The 13,115-nt window shown below is 61.0% G+C and carries 12 protein-coding genes; 8 read left to right on the top strand and 4 right to left on the bottom strand.

The window, feature by feature from the left end; all coding sequences use genetic code 11:
* Positions 1 to 5 precede the first annotated feature (5 nt).
* From PMI03_RS23550 to PMI03_RS23540, 3 genes are read left to right on the top strand one after another with little or no spacing between them, the layout of a single operon-like run.
* Positions 6 to 545: a sigma-70 family RNA polymerase sigma factor gene (locus tag PMI03_RS23550; RefSeq protein WP_007699204.1), complete on the top strand. Its 540-nt coding sequence runs from the start codon at positions 6 to 8 to the stop codon at positions 543 to 545.
* Complete coding sequence (locus PMI03_RS23545) at positions 532 to 1,302, top strand: anti-sigma factor (protein ID WP_007699201.1); 771 nt, start codon at positions 532 to 534, stop codon at positions 1,300 to 1,302. Before PMI03_RS23550 ends, PMI03_RS23545 begins: the two co-directional genes overlap by 14 nt.
* Positions 1,303 to 1,324: 22 nt before the next feature.
* The gene (locus PMI03_RS23540) at positions 1,325 to 2,041 is read left to right on the top strand and encodes a Bax inhibitor-1/YccA family protein (RefSeq protein ID WP_007699199.1); all 717 of its coding nucleotides are present in this window, start codon (positions 1,325 to 1,327) and stop codon (positions 2,039 to 2,041) included.
* Positions 2,042 to 2,486: 445 nt separating this feature from the next.
* Here the strand turns inward: PMI03_RS23540 and dgoD are convergent, their stop codons facing one another.
* Positions 2,487 to 3,635, bottom strand: a complete 1,149-nt coding sequence (gene dgoD / locus PMI03_RS23535) for a galactonate dehydratase (protein ID WP_007699196.1) — start codon at positions 3,633 to 3,635, stop codon at positions 2,487 to 2,489.
* A 63-nt stretch (positions 3,636 to 3,698) separates the two neighbouring features.
* Complete coding sequence (locus PMI03_RS23530) at positions 3,699 to 4,463, bottom strand: FadR/GntR family transcriptional regulator (protein WP_007699194.1); 765 nt, start codon at positions 4,461 to 4,463, stop codon at positions 3,699 to 3,701.
* Positions 4,464 to 4,776: 313 nt separating this feature from the next.
* Here PMI03_RS23530 and PMI03_RS23525 point away from each other — a divergent pair, with 313 nt between their 5' ends.
* A complete protein-coding gene (locus tag PMI03_RS23525; protein WP_007699191.1) occupies positions 4,777 to 5,208 on the top strand; it encodes an OsmC family protein in 432 nt (143 codons plus the stop codon).
* Between the two features lie 109 nt (positions 5,209 to 5,317).
* Here the strand turns inward: PMI03_RS23525 and PMI03_RS23520 are convergent, their stop codons facing one another.
* Positions 5,318 to 5,857, bottom strand: a complete 540-nt coding sequence (locus tag PMI03_RS23520) for a hypothetical protein (RefSeq protein WP_007699188.1) — start codon at positions 5,855 to 5,857, stop codon at positions 5,318 to 5,320.
* 432 nt (positions 5,858 to 6,289) lie between these two features.
* Here PMI03_RS23520 and PMI03_RS23515 point away from each other — a divergent pair, with 432 nt between their 5' ends.
* The 4 genes from PMI03_RS23515 (at position 6,290) to PMI03_RS23500 (ending at position 11,891) form a co-directional block, all read left to right on the top strand.
* Positions 6,290 to 6,769: a hypothetical protein gene (locus PMI03_RS23515; RefSeq protein WP_007699185.1), complete on the top strand. Its 480-nt coding sequence runs from the start codon at positions 6,290 to 6,292 to the stop codon at positions 6,767 to 6,769.
* A gap of 121 nt (positions 6,770 to 6,890) precedes the next feature.
* On the top strand, positions 6,891 to 7,499 hold the full coding sequence (locus tag PMI03_RS23510) for a TetR family transcriptional regulator (protein ID WP_007699182.1): 609 nt from the start codon (positions 6,891 to 6,893) through the stop codon (positions 7,497 to 7,499).
* A 58-nt stretch (positions 7,500 to 7,557) separates the two neighbouring features.
* Positions 7,558 to 8,715: an efflux RND transporter periplasmic adaptor subunit gene (locus tag PMI03_RS23505; protein WP_007699178.1), complete on the top strand. Its 1,158-nt coding sequence runs from the start codon at positions 7,558 to 7,560 to the stop codon at positions 8,713 to 8,715.
* A 20-nt stretch (positions 8,716 to 8,735) separates the two neighbouring features.
* Complete coding sequence (locus tag PMI03_RS23500) at positions 8,736 to 11,891, top strand: efflux RND transporter permease subunit (RefSeq protein WP_007699175.1); 3,156 nt, start codon at positions 8,736 to 8,738, stop codon at positions 11,889 to 11,891.
* A gap of 75 nt (positions 11,892 to 11,966) precedes the next feature.
* Here the strand turns inward: PMI03_RS23500 and PMI03_RS23495 are convergent, their stop codons facing one another.
* Positions 11,967 to 12,704 carry a metallophosphoesterase family protein gene (locus PMI03_RS23495; RefSeq protein ID WP_007699172.1) on the bottom strand — a complete coding sequence of 246 codons (738 nt, stop codon included), beginning with the start codon at positions 12,702 to 12,704 and terminating at the stop codon, positions 11,967 to 11,969.
* Between the last annotated feature and the right edge of the window lie 411 nt (positions 12,705 to 13,115).

Genomic DNA, 13,115 nt, shown 5'->3' with positions numbered 1-13,115 from the left:
GGGGTATGGAACGCAACAAACGGACATTCGACGTTTTAGGGCAGCTCGGTTCGCTGAGACGATATGCCCGTTCGCTTGTCCGCAATGCGGATGAGGCGGAAGACCTGGTGCATGATGCGCTGGTCAAGGCCTATGAACGCAAGGCAAGTTTCCGGCGTGGCGCAAACCTGCGCACCTGGCTGCTGTCGATCCTGCACAATGCCCATATCGACCGCCTGCGCCAGAAGCGTTCACTGAACCGTCGCCATGAAGAGGCAGCAGTCGAGTTCGAGCCGGCCCTTCCGGCCTCGCAGGACCATGCCGTGCGCCTGAGCCAGGTGCGCGACGCCTTCTTCAATCTGCCGGAAGAGCAGCGCGAGGCGCTGCATCTGGTGGCGATCGAGGATCTTTCCTATCAGGAGGCGGCCTCCGCGCTCGGCATTCCCATGGGAACGCTGATGTCGCGCATCGCCAGGGCCCGCGCCAGCCTCCGGAGCTTCGAGGAGACGGCACCCAAGATTTCGCATCTTCGGCTCATCGACGGAGGCGGCAATGAAAACAATTGATCCGATCATCGATAGCGATCTCGACGCCTATGTCGATGGCGAGCTGACCGTGGCGCGCCGTGTCGAGGTGGAATCCTATCTCTCCGAGCATCCGGCGATTGCCGCCAAGGTCATGGCTGATCTCAGCATGCGGGGCGAGCTGCGCATGGCGCTGGCGGGTGAAGGTCTGGCGGCAAGGGCGGAAACCCGCGAGGCCGCCCGGCGGCTGGAGCGTGGGCTCGCCTATGGCCGCGTGCTGAGCTCCTTCCAGCGGGTGGCGGCCGTCGCCATGCTGATGGCGACCGGCTGGGTGGCGCATACATCCTTCGGCGCCTTCACGGCAAGCGAGGTCAATGCATCGGTTCCGGCACCCGCTTTCGTCGACGATGCGGTGCGCGCCTATCAGGCGACCGCGACGCGCGACACGATGAAGTCGCAGCCTGGGCAGGCGGGCTACAATCCGGAAGAGATCCGCGCCTCGACGGCGATCGTCCTTCCGGAGATGCCTACAGGCTGGCGCGTCACCGATGCGCAGATCTATCCGTCCGAATTCGGTCCGAGCGTCGAAATGACGGTCGATGCCGGCAAGGGCGGGCAATTATCACTGTTTGCCATCCGTCCGGGCAACTTCGCCGTCCAGAAGGTCAGCCATGTCACGCGCGACGACGTCCAGGCTGCCTATTGGCAGATCGGCGAAGTCGCCTACGCCCTGATTGGCGGCGGCAAGGCGAACGAACTCGATGGCGAGGCTGAAAAGCTCGCCCGCACCCTTTACTAGTTTTGATCAAAGGAGATCGACTATGAACCCGACCAATCCGCGCTTCGGCTATGGCGCCGCTGCCGGCTCGCAGGCGCTCTTCGACGAAGGCCTGCGCAAGCACATGCTGCGCGTCTACAACTACATGGGCATTGGCCTTGTGGTGACCGGTATCGTCGCGATGATCGTCGGCACGACGCCGGCGCTCTACGTGCCGATCTTCCAGTCGCCGCTGAAGTGGGTCGTCATGCTGGCGCCGCTCGCCTTCGTGCTGTTCTTCTCGTTCCGCATCCAGACGATGTCGGCGAGTGCCGCGCAGACGATGTTCTGGGCCTTCTGTGCCGTCATGGGCCTGTCGCTTGCATCGGTGTTCCTGGTCTTCACCGGCACCAGTATCGCGCGGACCTTCTTCATCGCCGCCACCATGTTCGGCGCGACCAGCCTCTACGGCTATACGACCAAGCGTGATCTCGCCAATATCGGCTCGTTCCTGATGATGGGCCTGTTCGGTGTCGTCATCGCCAGCGTCGTCAATATCTTCCTGGGCTCCAGCGCGCTGCAGTTCGCCATCTCGATCATTGGCATCGTGGTCTTCGTCGGCCTGACCGCCTGGGATACGCAGAACATCAAGGAACAATATGCCGAGAACCACGATCAGGAGACCTCGCAGAAGCTCGCCGTCTTTGGCGCCCTGTCGCTCTACCTGAACTTCGTCAACATCTTCCAGCTCCTCCTGAACTTCACGGGCGAGCGGGAATAGCATCGGACTTTTAAGCTTGGGCATGATCTGAAAGTTACTCCACTCTTTCGTTTGATCGTGCTCCGGGAATGCGTCTCCCTGGGGGTTTGTGAGACGCATGACGCGCCTGCGGTATCTGCGCCGATACCGCAGGCGTATTTTATTTTGGGGTGGGGATTGGGGTGGTTGGCTTCCGCGTTCGTGGAGAGTGCGGCACCCCCTCTGTCACTGGCGTGACATCTCCCCCATAAAGGGGGAGATTGGCAACTCGCGGAACTCTCTCGGCTTGAGCAAGCATCGAGCCTGTTGAAAATGCCGCTTGTTGTTTTGCGGGTAACGAGCGGCAAGCTCCCAACGATCTTCCCCAATGTGGGGAGATGTCACGAAGTGACAGAGGGGGTATCAGAGGTGCGTCACATGAGAGACGGCGGTCCCTGACACCCACTCCTCCAAAAATATCAGCGACCTACCACTCCGCTACGCTGCCATCCTCATGACGCCAGACCGGGTTGCGCCAGCGATGGCCTTCCTTGGCGCGTTCGATGACGTAGGCTTCGTCCACTTCGATGCCGAGGCCGGGGCCTTGCGGGATCGAGACGAAGCCGTCGGCATAGTGGAAGACTTCCTTGTTGGAGATGTAATCGAGGATGTCGTTGCCCTTGTTGTAGTGGATGCCGAGGCTCTGTTCCTGGATGAAGGCATTGTAGCTGACGGCGTCGACCTGCAGGCAGGCGGCAAGAGCGATCGGACCGAGCGGGCAATGCGGCGCCAGCGCCACGTCATAGGCTTCCGCCATCGCCGCGATCTTGCGGCATTCGGTGATGCCGCCGGCGTGGCTAAGGTCGGGCTGAAGGATGTCGACATAGCCGTCCGACAGGACCTGCTTGAAGTCCCAGCGCGAGAAGAGCCGTTCGCCAAGCGCGATCGGCGTCGAGCAATGATTGGCGATTTCCTTCAAGGCTTCGCGATTTTCGGAGAGTACCGGCTCTTCGATGAACAGCAGCTTGTAGGGTTCCAGCTCCTTGGCGAGAACCTTGGCCATCGGGCGATGGACTCGGCCGTGGAAATCGACGCCGATGCCGACATAGGGGCCAATTGCCTCGCGGATAGTGGCGATGGTCTCGACTGCCTTTTCCACCTTGTCGTAGGTGTCGACGATCTGCATTTCCTCGCAGCCGTTGAGCTTAATCGCCTTGAAGCCGCGAGCGACGACCTCTTTGGCGTTGTTGGCAACGTCGGAAGGACGGTCGCCGCCGATCCAGGAATAGACCTTGATCTTGTCACGCACCTGGCCGCCGAGCAGCGAATGGATCGGCTGGCCGAGCGCCTTGCCCTTGATGTCCCACAGCGCCTGGTCGATGCCGGCAATGGCGCTCATGTGGACGGCGCCGCCGCGATAGAAGCCGGCGCGGTACATGACATTCCAATGGTCCTCGATCAGGAAGGGATCCTTGCCGATCAGATAGTCTTCCAGCTCGTGCACGGCGGCCTGGACGGTCAATGCACGGCCTTCGACGACCGGTTCGCCCCAGCCGACGATGCCTTCGTCAGTTTCGATCTTCAGGAACATCCAGCGCGGCGGCACGATATAGGTCGTCAGTTTGGTGATTTTCATGGGAATGCTTCCGTTTCGGCTCTTTGGTCACATCGGCGGCGGAAGGCCGCGGATCTCGGGTTTTCAGGTCCTGCTTTTCTCCGCTCGTCCCGTCGCCTTTCCGGCGGCAAGGTCGCGAGCGGCAAGGTCCAGCAGGCGATGGGTGCAGTCGCGCGCGGCAATGCCGTTGCGCAGGCGCAGTGCCTCCACCAGCTCGCCATGCACGGCGATCGCCTCATCGCGGCTGTCGGCGGCGACATTCGAGGCGTGCAGTGCGTATTTGAGGCCGGCATGGATGGCACTCGACAGGCGGCGGAACACCTGGTTGTGGCTGGCGCCCAAGAGCACCGTATGGAACATCACATCGGCTTCGGTGAAGCGTTCCGGATCGTCGCCGGACTCGCACATCTGCCGCCAGGCCCGGTCGAGATCGGCGATCTCCTGGGCGGTAGCGCGCTCGGCGGCGTATTCGGCCGCGACAGGCTCGATGGTGCGGCGCGCCTCGAGGATGCTGCCGAGAATATCGAATTCGGCAATATAAGGCCCCATCCATTCGAGCACGTCCTGGTCGAGGATGTTCCAGTCATCCTTGTCGCAGACGGTGGTGCCGATGCGGGGCTTGCCGCGCACCAGGCCCTTGGATTCCAGGATCTTCAGGGATTCGCGGATGACGGTGCGGCTGACGCCATAGAGCTCGCAGAGATCGTTTTCACGCGGCAGGGCCGAGCCCGATGGATAGCGTTCGGAGCAGATATCTTCGGCAATCGCCGCCGTCACGTTCCGGCGCACGCGCGGGCGGCGTTCCGGCCGATCGACCAAGCCATGCTCTTGCCGTTCAAACGAATCCAACTATCTCTTCCCCGCTCCTCGCAGTCGAAAACACCTTACTACAATCATCATACACAGGCAATTCCCTGGTATGATGATTTGTCAACTGACTTGCGCGACTGGAAAGGGTGGATGCGCCATTTTGGATCCTCCGGGAAGAAAACAGCGCGTCTTTTCAAGGCAGCGGTGGGCTCGCCGTTACCGCGCTGTCGTCATCGACGGATAGAACACTATATTGCTGATTGGGGCTGCCAGAAGGCGGTTCCCCATCGGCCATTGCCGGGAGGGCAAGGCCCCTTTTTCCCGACGCTCAATCAACGACAAGGAGGACGGTATGCAGATCAATCGCACAGGTTCGGCCCAGTGGTCCGGCGGTCTTAAGGACGGCAAGGGCCAGATCTCGACCCAGAGCGGCGCGCTCAACCATTATCCCTACGGCTTTGCCAGCCGCTTCGAAGGCGTCGCGGGCACCAATCCGGAGGAGCTGATCGGCGCGGCGCATGCGGGTTGCTTCACCATGGCGCTGTCGCTGATCTTGAATGAGGCGGGCTTCACCGCCGAGAGCATGGAAACGACGGCCAAGGTCACGCTTGAAAGCGTCGAAGGCGGGTTTGCCATCAGCGCGATCCACCTGACGCTGACGGGCAAGGTTCCCGGTGCCGACGAGGCCAAGTTCACCGAGCTTGCCAACAAGGCCAAGGCCGGTTGCCCGGTCTCCAAGGCGCTGGCCTCGGTGCCGATCTCGCTGGACGTGCGCCTCGCCTAGGCTTTAAATCCAATGATTCGACAGGCTCTTCTCGATGCGAAGAGCCTGTCGAACGCTACCCGTGATGGCAAGGTGGCCTATTTCTGCACACCAACGGGTATTGGTGGTCTTACGAGCCGGTTTCCGCTGCAAGGCGTCGTTTGACGATCAGGGCTAGCGGCACGGTGTAGAAGAAGTGCGACATGAAGCCACCGATGACGACCATCGGATCGAAGTAGTTGGGATGATCCGTGGTGGCGACCATGATCGCCGCATGCATCACGATCCAGATCACGACAGCGTAGAAGAGCGCCACGAAGGTCGCCTCATAGCCGCGACGCCGGAAGTATGGCCAGATGCAGGCAAAGGCGATGCCCCAGGCAAAAACGAAAGAGAAATGAATTGCCGTGCCGAGAAAATAGGCCGTCAGTCCCAGGGATTCCTGTACGCCCTTGCCGAATACAAGGCCCGTGGCATTGCGGGGAATGCCCGCCAGCGGCATCAGTTGCTGGATGCCGACCCAGACGATCGCCTCATATATCCAGATCAGGACGCCGCCCGCGATCCCACCGATCAAACCCGCTTTTATGGTTGACCATAAGGCCGGTCTATCGGTGACGTTCGTCCCTGTGCCCGTATCTCGACGGACATCGCCATAATTGGTGCTCATCCCTGATTTTCCTCCCTGTTCGTTCCGCGCTTGGTTCTCGCTCAACCGCGTCAACTGCGGATGCGCGTAGGCTCCTCCTCCAGAGGATTTCATAAGGGGAGCGGGAGTGTCTTATCGAGAGCCAGACAAGGGCCGGTCATAACGGCCGGTTATTTATCAATCGCATAACTGACAGCGCTCTCGACATTTCGTCTCGCGATCCGGCCATTCATCGGATGAATAGAAGGGATGCCGTTGCATCGCCAATTCAAAGAGCCGGCGGCCTCATAAGTATTGGCTATACTGCAAGGTCGGCAAGGCTACGTGCGGTCCGGCGGTATTTCCTTGCCTTGCGATGGGAAGGCGCGGTTTCACGCATAAATCTACAATCCCTCATTATCGCGCCGAACTACGCTTGTCGCGGAAATGTCCTGCGCGAGGGAGATTGTTCACATGTCCGCACTGACCTGGATTCACGTCATCATCAGTCTGATTGCGATCGTCGCCGGCGTTGTCGTCGCGCAGGGATTGATCACCGGCGACCGTCACGAACGGTCGACGCTCGTTTACATGGTCACAATCCTGCTGACGAGCCTGACCGGGTTTCTCTTTCCCTTTAACGGCGTGACACCGGGCATCATATTCGGCATCATCTCGGTTCTGATCTTCATTCCCACGGCGCTCGCGCGTTATAAGTTTCAGATGACCGGCATCTGGCGGCTCGTCTTTATCGTCGGCAGCCTGTTCATGCACTACCTCAATTGCGTCGTCCTGATCGTCCAATCCTTCCAGAAGATCCCTGCGCTGAACGCGCTGGCGCCAAAGGGGAACGAGCCGCCGCTTCTGGCTGTTCAGGCGGTGCTGCTGATTGCATTCCTGATTGTCGGCTTGCTGAGCGTCCGTCGTTTCCGTCCCCATATTCTGGGTGCCTGACACCGGATCACAACCGCTGTTTCAACCGTCCGGTTGCCGGTGCGGTTTCTTGACAGGTGTGGTCTTATGGTTTACGAGTGATGAAAATTGAAAATCGTCACTCGTAAATCGAAAGTAAACCATGCTTGATCTTTCCGATGTCAGCGCCGATCCGGCGCGTCAGGAAAACATCACAAAAATCCTCGACGCAGCCGAAAGGCTGTTTCGCCATTACGGCTACGCCAAGACGACAGTCGCCGACATCGCTCGCGACCTCGGCATGTCCACGGCGAATATCTACCGCTTCTTTGCTTCAAAGACTGAAATTCGCCAGGCCGTTTGCGGCCGGATGCTTGAATACAGCTACCAGATGGCGCTGGAAATCCGCCGCCGCCCGATCAGTGCCTCCGACCGGCTGCATGCCTATGTCTATGCGCAATACAAGCAGACCTGCGAGAACATGCTCGACGAGCAGAAGGTGCATGAGATGGTGGTCATTGCCATCGAGCACGATTGGCACGTCATCGAAAAGTTTATCGATCGTATTCATGATTTGATAGCCGAGATCATCGCTGAGGGTATCGCTGCCGGCGAATTTCTTGAACAGGACCCCTATGTTGCATCGAAATGCTTCGGCGCGGCGACGACTATCCTCTGCCATCCGCAGATGGTCGCGCAAAGTCTTAGCAAGCCGAACCGGGCCGAACCCGAAGACCTTATCGAATTCGCCATCAGGGCGCTGAAGAAATAGCAGTCCGCGTGCCGAATGATCGGCCGTGCTTGCATTCCGTTTGACTAAGGAGAGCGACATGCGTTCGCTGACGACCACTACGATACGATCCATAGCCGGCGCTGCATTCATTGCCGCTGTTGGCCTCACGCTTTCCGGCTGCAACGAGAAGAAGGAAGAGGCGGCGGAGGTGATCCGGCCGGTCAAGGTGGTCGAGATCGCGCAGGCGGATACGACGCGCAAGCTCGACTATTCCGGCTCGGTCAAGGCACGGACGGATATGAACCTCGGCTTCCGCGTCAGCGGCAAGATCGTCGAGCGCAAGGTGGACATCGGCCAGAAGGTGAAGCCCGGCGATGTACTCGCCCGCATCGACTCTACCGATTACGCCCTTGCGGTGCGCCGCTCGCAGGCGGATCTCGATTCGGCTGAAAAGCAAGTGCAGACGACGGCGCTTGCCCGCAACCGTGCCCAGCAGCTCTTCGACAAGAGCGTCGGGTCGAAGTCGCAGCTTGAACAGGCCGAGCTTTCCTATGATCAGGCCGTTTCGACGCGGGATTCCGCCGTGTCGGCGCTGACTGAGGCGAAAAACCAGGTTGCCTATAGCGATCTGACCTCGGACATGAACGGCATCGTGACAACCGTCAATGCCGATGTCGGTCAGGTCGTCAGCTCCGGCACGCCCGTTATCACCGTCGCTGTCGACGGCGAGAAGGAAGTGCTGATCGCTGTGCCGGAAATGGATATCGCGCAATTCAAGGTCGGCAAGGACGTCAAAGTGCGCTTCTGGTCCGACGATGCGCTGGTGCTCGACGGCAAGGTGCGTGAAGTCGCGGGCAGCGCCGATGCGCAGTCACGGACCTTTGCAGTGCGTGTCAGCCTGCCGAGCGATCAACGCGTGCTGCTTGGCATGACCGCAACGATCGAGGCTGAGGCCGGTAATACCCAACCTTACGTCTCCGTTCCGCTGAGCGCGCTTGCCCAGAAGGACGGCCAGCAGATCGTCTGGCTGGTTGACCGCAGCGCCGGCGCCGTGCATTCCCGCAACGTCAAGGTCGCCGATTTTGCCGATGACGGCGTACGTATCGCCGACGGCCTGAAGGCCGGCGATGTCGTGGTTGCCGCCGGTACGCAATTCATGACCGAGAATATGAAGGTCAAGGTGCCGGATGCCCAGCAGGTATCGGCCGCGACCAATGGCGGCGCCGTGACGGCCGCTGCCGATATCGTGCGCTAAGCGGATCGAGGGGCGAGACCATGACTATCAACAGCACCTCGGAAGAGAAGAAGCCTTTCAACCTGTCGCGTTGGGCGATCGCCCATCCGAGCATCGCGCGCTTCCTGTTCGCGCTGATCATCATCGCCGGTGCCTTCGGCCTGACCCATATGGGCCAGAAGGAGGATCCGGACTTCACCTTCCGCGTCATGGTCGTGCAGACCATCTGGCCCGGCGCCTCGCTGCAGGATATGGAAGACCAGGTGGTCAACAAGATCGAGCGCAAGCTGCAGGAAACGCCGCATCTCGATTGGGTCAAATCCTATACCCGCGCCGGCTTTGCCATCACCACCGTGCAGATCAAGGGCGACACCAACACCGCACAGGTGAAGGATGCCTTTTATCAGGTGCGCAAGAAGGTCGGCGACATCGCCAATACGCTGCCGTCCGGCCTGCAAGGCCCCTATTTCAACGATGAATTCGGCGATACCTATATCACCCTGCATTCGATCAGCGGCGACGGCTACAGCTATCCCGAGCTGAAGAAATTCGCGATCCAGGCGCGAGACATGCTGCTCGCAACGCCAGGCGTCGAGAAGGCCGTGATCATTGGCGATCAGCCCGAGCAGATCTATATCGATGTCTCCTCCAAGGTGCTGGCAGAGCGTGGTCTGACGCTGACCGCGCTGCAGAACGCCATTGTCGGCCAGAACAATGTCGATCCGGCCGGCACCGTCGACACCAGCACGCGCTCCGTGCGTATCTCGGTCGAGGGTGACGTCAACAAGATCGAGGATATTAAGAACCTCCGGCTCACCGCCGGCGGCCAGGTGACGCGTCTCGGCGACATCGCCACGGTAAGCGCCGGTCTGCAGGATCCCTATACGGCCAAGTTCCTCTATAACGGTCATGAGAGTGTCCAGCTCGGCGTTGTCATGGCCAATGGCAACAAGGTGACGGACGTTGGCGCGGCGGTAGAAGAGACTTATAAGCGCTTTACTGCCTCGTTGCCGGTCGGCGTGCAGGTCGATCAGGTTTCCAATCAGCCTGAGGTCGTGACCGACGCCATCAGCGAGTTCATGCATGCGCTCGGCGAGGCGCTGGTGATCGTGCTGATCGTCTCTTTCCTGTCGATCGGCTGGCGCTCCGGCCTGGTGATCGCCATCGCCATTCCGCTCGTGCTCGCGGCGACCTTCGCCATCATGTACGAGCTCGGCATCGATCTGCAGCGCATCTCGCTCGGCGCTCTCATCATCGCGCTCGGTCTTCTGGTCGACGACGCCATGATCGTCGTCGAACTGATGGAGCGCAAGTTGGAGGAGGGGCTTGCCAAGCTCGATGCGGCAAGCTTTGCCTATTCCTCGACCGCCTTCCCGATGCTGACCGGCACGCTGATCACCACCGCCGGCTTCATTCCGGTCGGTTTCGCCGCCTCGACGGCGGGTGAATATGTCCGCACGCTCTTCTACGTCGTCGGCATTGCGCTGGTGATCTCGTGGTTCGTCGCGGTCTATTTCACACCCTGGCTCGGCTACATGATCCTGAAGCAGCGCCACCATGTCGGCGAGCATCACGATGTCTTCGACACGCGCTTCTATCGCCGCCTGCGCTCGTCGGTGGCCTGGGCCGTGCGTCATCGCGTCATCGTGCTGCTTCTGACGATCGCCGCCTTCGTCGGCAGCCTGTGGTCTTTCCAGTTCATCCCGCAGAACTTCTTCCCGCAGTCGTCTCGCCCGGAAATCCTCGTCGATCTCTGGCTGCCGGAAGGCACCAGCATCAAGGAGGTCGAACGGCAGGCGCAGGCGCTGCAGGCGCGCGTGGCCGATGATCCGGACAAGCGCTTCGTCGCCACCTATGTCGGCCAGGGCGCGCCGCGCTTCTTCCTGCCGCTCGACCAGCAGCTCACCAATCCGAACTATGCCCAGATGCTGGTCATGGCGAAGGACGAGCCCGCGCGCGAACGGCTGATTACCAAGCTGCGCGGCATTCTTGCCGCCGACTTCCCCACGGTCCGCGGCAAGGTCGACCGCCTGTTCCTTGGTCCGCCGACCGGCTGGCCGGTGCAGCTCCGCGTCATGGGTCCGGACCGGCAGGAGGTTCGCCACATCGCCGACGAGGTGAGGCAGCGCTTCGCCCAGAACCCGCTGCTTGGCGCCATCCATGACGACTGGCTCGAGCCGGTGCCGGCGATGAAGCTGGTGATCGACCAGGACCGCGCCCGCGCTCTCGGCGTCACCTCGCAGCGCATCCGCCAGATGCTGCAGGCCACCATGTCCGGTGCCACTCTCGACAATTACCGCGAGGGCGAGGAGACAGTCGGCATCGTCGTCAGGGAGCCGGCCGCCAGCCGTCATCTGCTGACCTCGGTCAACTCGATCTATATCCCGACCGATAGCGGTGGTTTCGTGCCGCTGTCGCAGGTCGCCAAGATCGAGCCCGTCATGGAGCAGAGCATCGAATGGCGCCGTGACCGCCTGCCGACCATCACGGTGCGGGCGACGCTGCCCGACAACGTGCAGTCGACCGATGTCACGGCCAAGCTCTACAACGACATGGCCGACCTTCGGAACAGCCTGCCGGCCGGCTACAAGATCGAGATCCAGGGCGGTGCCGAAGACAGCGCCGAAAGCCAGGCCTCGATCGCCGCCAAGGCACCGATCATGCTGATCATCATCGTCGTGCTCCTGATGGCGCAGCTGCAGCACTTCGGCAAGGCGATGCTGGTGCTGGCCACCGGCCCGCTCGGCATCATCGGTGCGGCAGGTGCTCTTTTGATCAGCGGCGCGCCGTTCGGCTTCGTGGCGATCCTCGGTGTCATCGCGCTGCTCGGCATCATCATCCGAAACTCGATCATCCTCGTCGACCAGATCGACCAGGATATCGCGGTGGGCATGGACCGGAAGGAAGCGATCATCGGCGCGGCCGTGCGACGCTTCCGGCCGATCGTGCTGACGGCGCTGACGGCGGTTCTGGCGCTGATCCCGATCTCGCGCGGCGTCTTCTGGGGGCCGCTCGCCTACTCCATGATGGGCGGCATCCTGGTGGCCACAGTGCTGACCATCTTCGTGCTGCCGGCGGGCTATGCCCTGTTCTTCGGCCGCGAGCCAAAGAAGAAATCGGCCGAGCCGCTGGTGGACAAGCCGCAGGAAAGCAACGACGCCGTGGACCATCTGCCGCCGGCCATGGCCGCGGAATAACAGGCGCCGACGAAATGAAAAAAAGGGGCCTCGGTCTATGCCGAGGCCCCTTTTCTATTCGTGCCGAATGCTCGCCTAGAGGATCGTCGGCTGGCCGTCGGCAATCTTGAGGATCGTCAGGGTTCCGCCCATCGAAACGGCGGTGTCGATGCCGATGTGGCCGTTGCCGAAGACCGGACGCGTGCTTGGCGTGTGGCCATGCACCACCAGCACCGGCAATTGCGGGCCTTGCGAGAGGAACGGCTCGCGGATCCAGATCAGGTCGTCATCGGTCTGCCCCGCCAGCGATATGTTCGGCTGGATGCCGGCATGAACGAAGATGATGGAACCGACAGTGACGGCGACCGGCAGCGAGCGCAGCAATTTGACATGCGCCGGCGGAATGGCGCGCCGGGCGGCCTCGCCGAGTTCCTCGAGGCTTCTGCCTTCTTGCCCCAGCAGATAGTTCACGTCGATGCCATAGGAGGCGAGCGTCGGGCCTGAGCCATATTCCAGCCAATCCCTGTTGGCGCGCGGATCGTCGAGGAATTTCAGGAAGACGTCGTCGTGATTGCCCAGCAGGCTATAGCGGTCGAAGCCCGCGGGCGGCGGCTCGCACAAATGTTGCAGCACGTGGCTCGATCTTGGGCCGCGATCGACGTAGTCGCCGAGGAACATCAGGAGCTTGCGGCCGGGAATTTTGGCGGCATCCGCGACGATGCGCCTCTCGGCCTCGATCAGCTCGTCATGGCAGCCGTGGATGTCGCTGAGCGCATAGATGGCTGTGTAATTCTGAGCCGGAAGATCGATGCGGGCACGCCGGGATTGTTCCATGGATTTCGCCGTCCTGCTGCTGAATAGCCGATAAATTAATCCCATCATCGACATCCGCAAGCGCCGGCACGGCGACGCAACCCTTTATTGAAATACACCAACAATTACACCTACTTACGTTAAGACGCGACGGTAGGCCTGCCGATGATTCCGCGCAAGATGCATCAATGGGCGAGGCCTCTGCGCGGTTAAGAAACGGGAAACTATAAATGACGCTATGCGTCAATCTGACCCGCACGGCGGTGAGTGGCGGTTGCATTGGAGCGTTTCGGGACGGGTGTGCTTCCCGCCGGTGGTGCGCGGCGGCTGAACGGCCTTGACGATCCCGCAGCCTTCTGTTCCCCATGGTCGAGACGAGATTGCCGGAGCCCGATGGCTCCGGTCAGGGAGACAGACATAAGAGGAGGAATT

The organism is Rhizobium sp. AP16 (genome assembly GCF_000281735.1).
Lineage (GTDB): Bacteria > Pseudomonadota > Alphaproteobacteria > Rhizobiales > Rhizobiaceae > Rhizobium > Rhizobium rhizogenes.
Note: the sequence above shows the minus strand (reverse complement) of the source record. Positions and strands in the feature narration are given on the sequence as shown.

Excerpts from the sequence above, each read along its gene's own strand:
- PMI03_RS23550 (WP_007699204.1), top strand. The coding sequence starts at position 6 with ATGGAACGCAACAAACGGACATTCGACGTTTTAGGGCAGCTCGGTTCG.
- PMI03_RS23545 (WP_007699201.1), top strand. The coding sequence starts at position 532 with ATGAAAACAATTGATCCGATCATCGATAGCGATCTCGACGCCTATGTC.
- PMI03_RS23540 (WP_007699199.1), top strand. The coding sequence starts at position 1,325 with ATGAACCCGACCAATCCGCGCTTCGGCTATGGCGCCGCTGCCGGCTCG.
- dgoD (WP_007699196.1), bottom strand. The coding sequence starts at position 3,635 with ATGAAAATCACCAAACTGACGACCTATATCGTGCCGCCGCGCTGGATG.
- PMI03_RS23525 (WP_007699191.1), top strand. The coding sequence starts at position 4,777 with ATGCAGATCAATCGCACAGGTTCGGCCCAGTGGTCCGGCGGTCTTAAG.
- PMI03_RS23520 (WP_007699188.1), bottom strand. The coding sequence starts at position 5,857 with ATGAGCACCAATTATGGCGATGTCCGTCGAGATACGGGCACAGGGACG.
- PMI03_RS23515 (WP_007699185.1), top strand. The coding sequence starts at position 6,290 with ATGTCCGCACTGACCTGGATTCACGTCATCATCAGTCTGATTGCGATC.
- PMI03_RS23510 (WP_007699182.1), top strand. The coding sequence starts at position 6,891 with ATGCTTGATCTTTCCGATGTCAGCGCCGATCCGGCGCGTCAGGAAAAC.
- PMI03_RS23505 (WP_007699178.1), top strand. The coding sequence starts at position 7,558 with ATGCGTTCGCTGACGACCACTACGATACGATCCATAGCCGGCGCTGCA.
- PMI03_RS23500 (WP_007699175.1), top strand. The coding sequence starts at position 8,736 with ATGACTATCAACAGCACCTCGGAAGAGAAGAAGCCTTTCAACCTGTCG.
- PMI03_RS23495 (WP_007699172.1), bottom strand. The coding sequence starts at position 12,704 with ATGGAACAATCCCGGCGTGCCCGCATCGATCTTCCGGCTCAGAATTAC.